This is a genomic window from Streptomyces sp. NPDC005878 (assembly GCF_040629815.1).
In the GTDB taxonomy this organism is placed as follows: domain Bacteria; phylum Actinomycetota; class Actinomycetes; order Streptomycetales; family Streptomycetaceae; genus Streptomyces.
In genome coordinates this window covers 37,123-45,296 of sequence record NZ_JBEXWK010000032.1, presented here as the reverse complement: position 1 = coordinate 45,296, position 8,174 = coordinate 37,123, and the positions used below count along the sequence as shown (strand labels likewise).

The following is an 8,174-nucleotide window of genomic DNA, read 5'->3' as shown; positions in this document are numbered from 1 at the left end:
CCGGCCCGCAGATCACCCCACAGCACGGCGCAAGGGGCGCAGCCCCGAGCTTCAAGGGGCGCGGGGAACCGCGCGACCAGCCCCCACCGGCCCGCAGATCACCCCACAGCACGGCGCAAGGGGCGCAGCCCCGAGCTTCAAGGGGCGCGGGGAACTGCGCGAGCAACCCCCACCGGCCCGCGGATCACCACGCCGCACCGCGCACCCCCCACCCCTCAGGGGTGCGGGGAGGGGCGCAGCACGCCCTCCGCCACCATTCCCGCCGCATCCAGCATCAGCAGATGCCCCGCCCCCTCCACCACCACCAACCCCCCGCCCAGCACATCCGCCAACTCCCGCTGCCGCGTCAGCCAGCGCGGGCCCCCGGCGCCGCCCGCCAGGACCGTCACCGGGACGGAGGGCAGGGGGAACCGGTCGCGGAGGGTGAGGAGTTCCGCTGCTACGTGGAGGTAGCGGGCGTTCTCCAGGAGTACGCCCCGCCACACCCGCGACGTCCGGTAACACGCCCGCACCAGCTCCCGCCCCGCCGGATCACCCCCGCCCGTCCGCGACAGCCGCACCGCCCCCCGCCGCAGCAGCGGGCCGACCGCCGCCGGCATCCCGGACGCCGCCAGCACCGCCCCGGCCGCCCGCGCCGACGCCACCCGCGCCCCCGCCGCCACCGGCACCCGTACGTCCGGCTCCACGCTGGAGTCCACCAAAACCAGCGCGGCCGTGCGGTCCGGGTGCAGCCGGGCGAAGGCCTCGGCGTGGAAGCCCGCGATCGAGTGGCCCACCACCGTCACCGGCCCGGCCACCCCCACCGCGTCCAGCACGGCCGCGATCCGGTCGGCCTCCCCCGAGGCCGTCGGGGGCGCGGGCACCGGGCCGGACAGGCCGTGGCCGGGGCGGTCGAAGCGGACGACCGTGCGGTGCGGGGCGAGCAGCGCGGCCACCTCGTCCCAGTCGAACCAGGCCATGCCCAGGCCCGCGCTGAGCAGCACGGGCGGACCGTTCCCCGCCACCACCACGTGGTGCGGCACCCCGTCGATCCGTACGAAGGTCATACCCGATTCTCGCGCGCGACCGCGTACGCGAGCACCCCCAGCCACACCGCCACGACCAGTACCTGCGCCCGCTGCCCCGCCCCCAGCCACCAGGTGCCGCGCCCGGCCTCGAACGCGGCGACGGCCCCCAGCGTCCACACCGTGGCGGCCAGTTCCAGCGCCACCAGGAACGGCCCGGACCGGGCCAGCGGCGCCCAGCGCCCGTAGCGGCGGGCGGCGACCGTGAGCGCCACGACGGCGACCAGCGCACCGGTCATCGCCAGGCCGCTGCTCACCGTGTGCGCGGTGTGCGTGGCCGGGACCAGCCCGGCCGTCTCACGGGCCGCGCACTCGGGGTCGGCGGTCGGCGCGCAGCTCAGCGGGAGCCGGGAGTCGGCCACGGTCGCAGCGCCGAACAGCACGAGCCCCGACCACCCGGCTACCGACAGGACCCGCCGGTCGCACCGGCACAGCGCCCACGCCGCCCCGGCGAGCACCAGCACCCCGGCCGTCAGGTCGGTGGCCCGGAAGAGTCCGCCGAGCGGCTGGTCGGCCGCGGCGAGTTCGCTCACGTACGTCTGGACGGGGTCGAGCCCGGTGTGCAGGACCACTTCGAGCACCCACGCGGTGTACGAGAGCGCGCCGAGCGCCAGCAGGATCACGGCGGGCCGGACGCGTGAACCGACTGGGGACATGGTGGCGCCGATGGTACTTATCGCCGTCTCCTCATGGGGCCATGCTCACCGGGGCGCCCCGGCCCCGCACGTCGGCGTATACCGGGTGGGGGTAAGGTGCGGTCCATGGGGAGCGTGCGGAGGACCACGGCGTACGGGCAGGTGCTGCTCTGCGCCGCGCTGCTCCTCGGCATCTTTACGATGCACACGGTCGGGCATCCGGCGGATCGCCCTCCCGCGATGGCCTTCCCTTCCAACGCCTCCGCCTCTACGGCCTCCGCCTCCATGGACTCCGCCGCTATGGCCTCCGCCCCCATGGACTCCCACCCGATGGTCTCGCCGGCCCTTCCCCCGACGGCCTCGCTCCCGATGACGGTCATGGAGCACTCCGCGGTGGCCGGCGGGACCCCTCACGCGGCGCACGGGGAGCGCCCCGCCGCCGCCACCCCGCACCCCCGCCACCACCTGCCCGGCATGGACCCGGGGTCCGTGTGTCTCGCCGTTCTCGGCGTGTGGGGCCTCGCCCTGCTCGCCGCGCGGCTGGTGTCGGCGCGCGGGCGGACGACCGGCGCGGCCGTCGCACGCGGCCGGATCCCGCGTCCCCTGTGGCCCAACCCCCCTCCCCCGTACGGGAGTTACGTCGCCGCCTTGTCGGTACTGCGCCAGTAGGAGCGCGCGGAGCAGAAGACGCGCCCCTACCCGTTCGCACACCCACACCACGAGGTGCACCCCGTCATGTCCGCACACCCCACCCGACGCGCCGTGCTCGGCGCCACCACCGCCGTCGCGGGCGGCGCCCTGCTCGCCGCCTGCTCGGGATCCGGCTCCATGGACGGCATGGACCACGGCGCGGGCCACGGCGCCGGGCCGTCGGCCGCCCCCGGCGGCTTCGTCGACCCGGCCGGGCCCGAGGTCGTCGCCGCCGAGGCCCGGCGCGGCTCCGGGCGCGTCCGCGACGTCCGGCTCACCGCCACCGCGACCCCGCTCGACCTGGGCGGCCCTGCCGTCCGGTCCTGGGCGTACGGCGACCGGCTGCCGGGGCAGGAGGTGCGGGTCACCGCGGGCGACACGCTCGCGGTGACCCTCGCCAACCACCTGCCCGAGCCGACCTCGCTGCACTGGCACGGCCTCGCCCTGCGCAACGACATGGACGGCGTGCCGGGCCTGACGCAGCGGCCCGTCGCGCCGGGCGCGTCCTTCGCCTACCGGTTCGCCGTCACCCACCCCGGCACCTACTGGTTCCACCCCCACGCGGGCGTCCAGCAGGACCGTGGGCTCTACGCCCCGCTGATCGTCGAGGACCCGAAGGAGCCGCTGCGGTACGACCGGGAGTGGGTCGTGGTCCTGGACGACTGGGTCGACGGGGTGGACGGCTCCACCCCGGACGCGGTCCTCGCGGAGCTGCGCGCCGGGATGGGCGGCGCCCCCGGGGGCAGCGGGGACAGTGGGGACAGCACCGGTGGCACAGGCAGCACCGGCGGCATGGGCGGCATGGACCACTCCGGTCACGCCATGTCCGGGACGGCGGTGCCCGCACCCCGCCCGAAGGACCCCACGGGTCCCTCCCGCATGCTCATGGGCGCCACCAGCCCCCTGCTCGGCGGGGACGCGGGCGACGTCGCGTATCCGTACTACCTCGTCAACGGCCGTACGCCGCACGCCCCTTCCTCCTTCGCGGCCCGGCCGGGCGACCGCATCCGGCTGCGGATCGTCAACGCGGGCGGCGACACCGCCTTCCGGGTGGCGCTCGGCGGCCATGAGCTGACCGTGACCCACACGGACGGCTTCCCGGTGCGGCACACGCCGACGGACGCGCTGCTGATCGGCATGGGCGAGCGGTACGACGTGCTGGTCACGGCCGGCGACGGGGTGTTCCCGCTGGTGGCGCTGGCCGAGGGCAAGAACGCGGCGGCGCTCGCGGTGCTGCGCACGGGCGGCGGCGCCGCGCCCGGCGCCTCCGTACGCCCCAAGGAGCTGACCGGGCGGGTGCTCACGGCCGACCGGCTCGCGCCGGACGCGTCCGTGGCGCTGCCCGCGAAGGCGCCCGACCGGACCGTGAGGCTCACGCTGACCGGCGGGATGGCGAGGTACGACTGGGGCTTCGACGGGCGGCCCTACCGGCCCGACGCGCGGCATCCGGTCCGCGCGGGCGAGCGGGTGCGGCTGGTCTTCGCCAACACGACCGGCATGTGGCACCCGGTGCATCTGCACGGCCACACCTTCGCGCTCGCGGGCGGCGCGGCCGGGGCCCGTAAGGACACCGCACTCGTCCTGCCCGGGAAGACGCTGACCGTGGACTTCGACGCCGACAACCCGGGGCTGTGGATGGTCCACTGCCACAACGTCTACCACGCCGAGGCCGGGATGATGACGGTCCTGGGCTACCGGAAGTAGGCCGGCGAGGGGGAGGGAGCGGGGCACCGCGCCGCGCTCCACCCCCCATCGCGTCGCTTTGACGATTACACTGGCGGGGTGCCTCTCCTCCGTCTCGCTCTGAATCAGATCGACTCGACCGTCGGCGACATCGCCGCGAACGCCGAGGCGATCGTGCACTGGACCCGGCACTGCGCCGAGCAGGGGGCGCACCTCGCCGCCTTCCCCGAGATGATGCTCACCGGCTACCCCGTGGAGGACCTGGCCCTGCGGTCCTCGTTCGTCGAGGCGTCCCGGCGGGCGCTGACGGATCTGGCGGCGCGGCTGGCCGCCGAGGGCCTCGGCGAGCTGCCGGTCGTCGTCGGCTATCTCGACAGGGCCCCGGACCGCGCCCGCTACGGCCAGCCCGCGGGCGCGCCCCGCAACGGCGGCGCCGTGCTGCACCGGGGCGAGATCGTGCTGCGGTACGCCAAGCACCATCTGCCCAACTACGGCGTCTTCGACGAGTTCCGCTACTTCGTTCCGGGCGACACCCTGCCGGTGATCCGGGTCCACGGTGTGGACGTGGCGCTGGCGATCTGCGAGGACCTGTGGCAGGACGGCGGCCGGGTCCCGGCCACCCGCTCCGCCGGGGCCGGACTGCTGCTCTCGATCAACGCCTCGCCGTACGAGCAGAACAAGGACGACACCCGGCTGGAGCTGGTCCGCAAGCGCGCCCGGGAGGCCGGGTGCACCACCGCCTATCTGGCGATGTCGGGCGGCCAGGACGACCTGGTCTTCGACGGCGACTCGATCGTCGTCGACGGACGCGGCGAAGTCGTCGCCCGCGCCCCGCAGTTCACCGAGGGCTGTGTGCTGCTCGACCTGGAGCTGCCGGCGGCGGGCCCGGTCCCGTCCGGGACGGTCGACGACGGTCTGCGGATCGAGCACGTGACACTGTCGGGCGAGCCCGTCCCGGCGTACGGGCCGGAGCACACCGGCGGGCAGGCGGAGCGGCTCGACGACGACGAGGAGGTCTACGCGGCGCTGGTCGCGGGGCTGCGCGCGTACGTCGTCAAGAACGGCTTCCGGTCCGTCCTGATCGGGCTCTCCGGCGGGATCGACTCGGCGCTGGTCGCCGCGATCGCCTGCGACGCGGTGGGCGCGGAGAACGTGTACGGCGTGTCGATGCCCTCCGCGTACTCCTCGGAGCACTCCAGGAGCGACGCGGCCGAGCTCGCCCGCCGCACCGGGCTGAAGCTGCGCACGGTGAGCATCGAGCCGATGTTCACCGCGTACATGACCTCGCTGGGGCTGACCGGGCTGGCCGAGGAGAACCTCCAGTCGCGGCTGCGCGGCACCATGCTGATGGCGATCTCCAACCAGGAGGGCCATCTCGTCCTCGCGCCGGGCAACAAGTCCGAGCTGGCGGTGGGGTACTCGACGCTGTACGGCGACTCGGTCGGCGGGTACGGGCCGATCAAGGACGTCTACAAGACGGCCGTCTTCCGCCTCGCCCGGTGGCGCAACAGGGCGGCGGAGGAGCGGGGCGAGGTCGCGCCCATCCCGGAGAACTCCATCAGCAAGCCGCCCAGCGCCGAGCTGCGCCCGGGCCAGGTCGACACGGACTCGCTGCCGGACTACCCGGTCCTGGACGCGATCCTGTCCCTGTACGTCGACCGCGACCAGGGCCGCGAGGCGATCGTGGCGGCCGGGTTCGACGCGGAGCTGGTGGCGAGGACGCTGCGGATGGTGGACGCCGCCGAGTACAAGCGGCGGCAGTACCCGCCGGGCACCAAGATCTCCGCGAAGGGTTTCGGCAAGGACCGGCGGCTGCCGATCACCAACCGGTGGCGCGAGTCGGTCTGACCCCGGGCGGGGCGCCGCTCAGATCTTCAGCCGGGCGGCGATCGGCAGGTGGTCGCTGGGGGTGCGGCCCAGCGTCCACGACGACTTCGGCTCGACGCCCTTGACCATGATCTGGTCGATCCGGGCCATCGGGAACGACGCGGGCCAGGTGAAGCCGAAGCCGTTGCCCGCCGCGCCCTGGGTGGAGCGCATCTGCGAGGTGATGTTGTTCAGGGCGCGGTCGTTCATCGTGCCGTTGAGGTCGCCGAGCAGGACCACCTTCCTCAGCGGCTCGCCCGCGATCGCGTCGCCCAGGGCGTCCGCACTGGCGTCCCGCTGGCGCGCGGTGAACCCGGCGCTCAGCTTCACCCGGACCGAGGGCATGTGCGCCACGTACACCTTCACCTGTCCGGCCGGGGTGCTGACGGTGGCCCGCATGGCGCGGGTCCAGCCCATCTTGATGTCGACCGGCTCGGCGTCGCTCAGCGGGAACCGGGACCACAGGCCCACCGTGCCCTGCACCGAGTGGTGCGGATAGGCCCCGGCCAGCGCCTTCTCGTACGCGCCGACGCTGTTGCCGGGCAGCTCCTCAAGAGCGAGGACGTCGGCGCCGGAGGCGATGAGCTCGCGGGCGGTACCGGACGGGTCGGGGTTGTCGGCGTTCACATTGTGGGTGGCGACGACGAGGTTGCCGCCCTTGCTCTCCTTGTCGGTGAGCAGCCCGCCGAAGAGGTTGAGCCAGACCACCGAGGGCAGCACCAGGGCGATCAGCGCGGTGGCCGAGCGGCGCCACAGGGCGAGGCCGAGGAGCACCGGGACGAAGAGGCCCAGCCACGGCAGGAAGGTTTCCGTAAGGCTGCCGAGGTTGCCGATCCGGTTGGGGATCCTGGCGTGCACCAGCATGACCAGGGCGATCAGCACCGCGGCCCCGGCCAGGACCAGGCCGCGCCGCCAGATGCCGGGATCGTTCCTCCAGCCGTCCAGCAGGCGCCGGACCCGGGATCCGGAGCGCTCGCCCTCCGCGCTGCCGCTCCCCGTCTCCGCCACGTACGCCCGCGTCATACCGCTGTCCTCACTGCCTTGCTGTTCGCACACCGTCGCCCCTGATGACCCTAGGCGATGGAGGGTGCCTTTCCCTGCTGTCGTACTGCCTCGATGACGACCGCACGCCGTGCCGGGTTCCCACGGGTCACGGCCAGGGGGGCGGCTGTGACAAAACGCGCATATTTGCGGCCCAGAGTGGTTTAAAGCTCATCCAATTACGTGACCGTGCCACCCACTTCCCGTCGACGGGGGTGGGATGCCACCATGGAAGTGGTCCGGAGACGCCGTCAGGGCGCTTCGAGATGACGAACAGGAGCCGTTGCGATGACGCAACAGATCAAGGCTGCGCAGAATCCGCCCGCGGAACGTTCCGACAGCAGCAAGGCGCTGTACGGGGGCACCTCCACGCGCCGCGTCACCATCCACGACATCGCCTCCGCCAAGGCGCGGGGCGAGAAGTGGCCCATGCTCACCGCCTACGACGCGATGACCGCGTCCGTCTTCGACGAGGCCGGCATCCCGGTCCTGCTCGTCGGCGACTCGATGGGCAACGTCCACCTGGGCTACGAGACGACCGTGCCGGTCACGCTCGACGAGATCGCCATGCTCTCCGCCGCGGTCGTCCGGGGCACCAGGCGCGCCCTCGTCGTCGCGGACCTGCCGTTCGGCACCTACCAGGAGGGCCCGGTGCAGGCGCTGCGCAGCGCGACCCGCCTGGTCAAGGAGGCGGGCGTCGGAGCCGTGAAGCTGGAGGGCGGCGAGCGCTCGCTGGCCCAGACGGAGCTGCTCGTGCAGTCCGGCATCCCGGTCATGGCCCACCTGGGCCTGACCCCGCAGTCCGTGAACGCCATGGGCTACCGGGTGCAGGGCCGCTCCGACGAGGCCGCCCACCAGCTGCTGCGCGACGCCAAGGCCGCGGAGTCCGCGGGCGCGTTCGCGGTGGTGCTGGAGCTCGTCCCGGCCGAGGTGGCCGCCGAGATCACGCGCTCGCTGCACATCCCGACGGTCGGGATCGGCGCCGGGGTGTCCTGCGACGCGCAGGTGCTGGTGTACACCGACATGGTGGGGCTCACCGGCGGGAAGGTACCGCGCTTCACCAAGCAGTACGCGAACGTGCGCGGCGTCCTCGGCGACGCGGCGAAGGCGTTCGCCGACGAGGTGACCGGGGCGCGGTTCCCCGCGGAGGAGCACACGTTCCACTAGACGCGAGCGCGTCACCGTTCCGCGCGCC

Annotated in this window: 7 protein-coding genes; 4 read left to right on the top strand and 3 right to left on the bottom strand. The window is 73.9% G+C overall.

The genetic code is table 11. The annotated features are described in order from the left end of the window. Positions 1 to 215: 215 nt before the first annotated feature. Positions 216 to 1,046, bottom strand: coding sequence for an alpha/beta hydrolase (locus ABZ404_RS32770; protein WP_358834605.1), 831 nt, complete (start codon positions 1,044 to 1,046; stop codon positions 216 to 218). Further along, positions 1,043 to 1,720 (bottom strand): DUF998 domain-containing protein, encoded by a 678-nt coding sequence (locus tag ABZ404_RS32765; RefSeq protein WP_358834606.1) that lies wholly within the window; start codon positions 1,718 to 1,720, stop codon positions 1,043 to 1,045. The genes ABZ404_RS32770 and ABZ404_RS32765 overlap by 4 nt, the downstream gene beginning before the upstream one ends. Before the next feature lie 105 nt (positions 1,721 to 1,825). Between ABZ404_RS32765 and ABZ404_RS32760 the strand changes: the two genes are divergently transcribed. From ABZ404_RS32760 to ABZ404_RS32750, 3 genes are all read left to right on the top strand, one after another. After that, positions 1,826 to 2,368: a hypothetical protein gene (locus ABZ404_RS32760; protein ID WP_358834607.1), complete on the top strand. Its 543-nt coding sequence runs from the start codon at positions 1,826 to 1,828 to the stop codon at positions 2,366 to 2,368. A gap of 66 nt (positions 2,369 to 2,434) precedes the next feature. Beyond that, positions 2,435 to 4,093 (top strand): multicopper oxidase family protein, encoded by a 1,659-nt coding sequence (locus ABZ404_RS32755; protein ID WP_358834608.1) that lies wholly within the window; start codon positions 2,435 to 2,437, stop codon positions 4,091 to 4,093. A gap of 78 nt (positions 4,094 to 4,171) precedes the next feature. Further along, positions 4,172 to 5,920, top strand: coding sequence for an NAD+ synthase (locus ABZ404_RS32750; protein ID WP_358834609.1), 1,749 nt, complete (start codon positions 4,172 to 4,174; stop codon positions 5,918 to 5,920). Positions 5,921 to 5,938: 18 nt separating this feature from the next. Here ABZ404_RS32750 and ABZ404_RS32745 read toward each other — a convergent pair whose 3' ends face one another. Beyond that, the gene (locus ABZ404_RS32745; RefSeq protein WP_358834610.1) at positions 5,939 to 6,961 is read right to left on the bottom strand and encodes an endonuclease/exonuclease/phosphatase family protein; all 1,023 of its coding nucleotides are present in this window, start codon (positions 6,959 to 6,961) and stop codon (positions 5,939 to 5,941) included. A gap of 306 nt (positions 6,962 to 7,267) precedes the next feature. Between ABZ404_RS32745 and panB the strand changes: the two genes are divergently transcribed. Beyond that, positions 7,268 to 8,146, top strand: a complete 879-nt coding sequence (gene panB, locus ABZ404_RS32740; RefSeq protein WP_358834611.1) for a 3-methyl-2-oxobutanoate hydroxymethyltransferase — start codon at positions 7,268 to 7,270, stop codon at positions 8,144 to 8,146. Positions 8,147 to 8,174 lie beyond the last annotated feature (28 nt).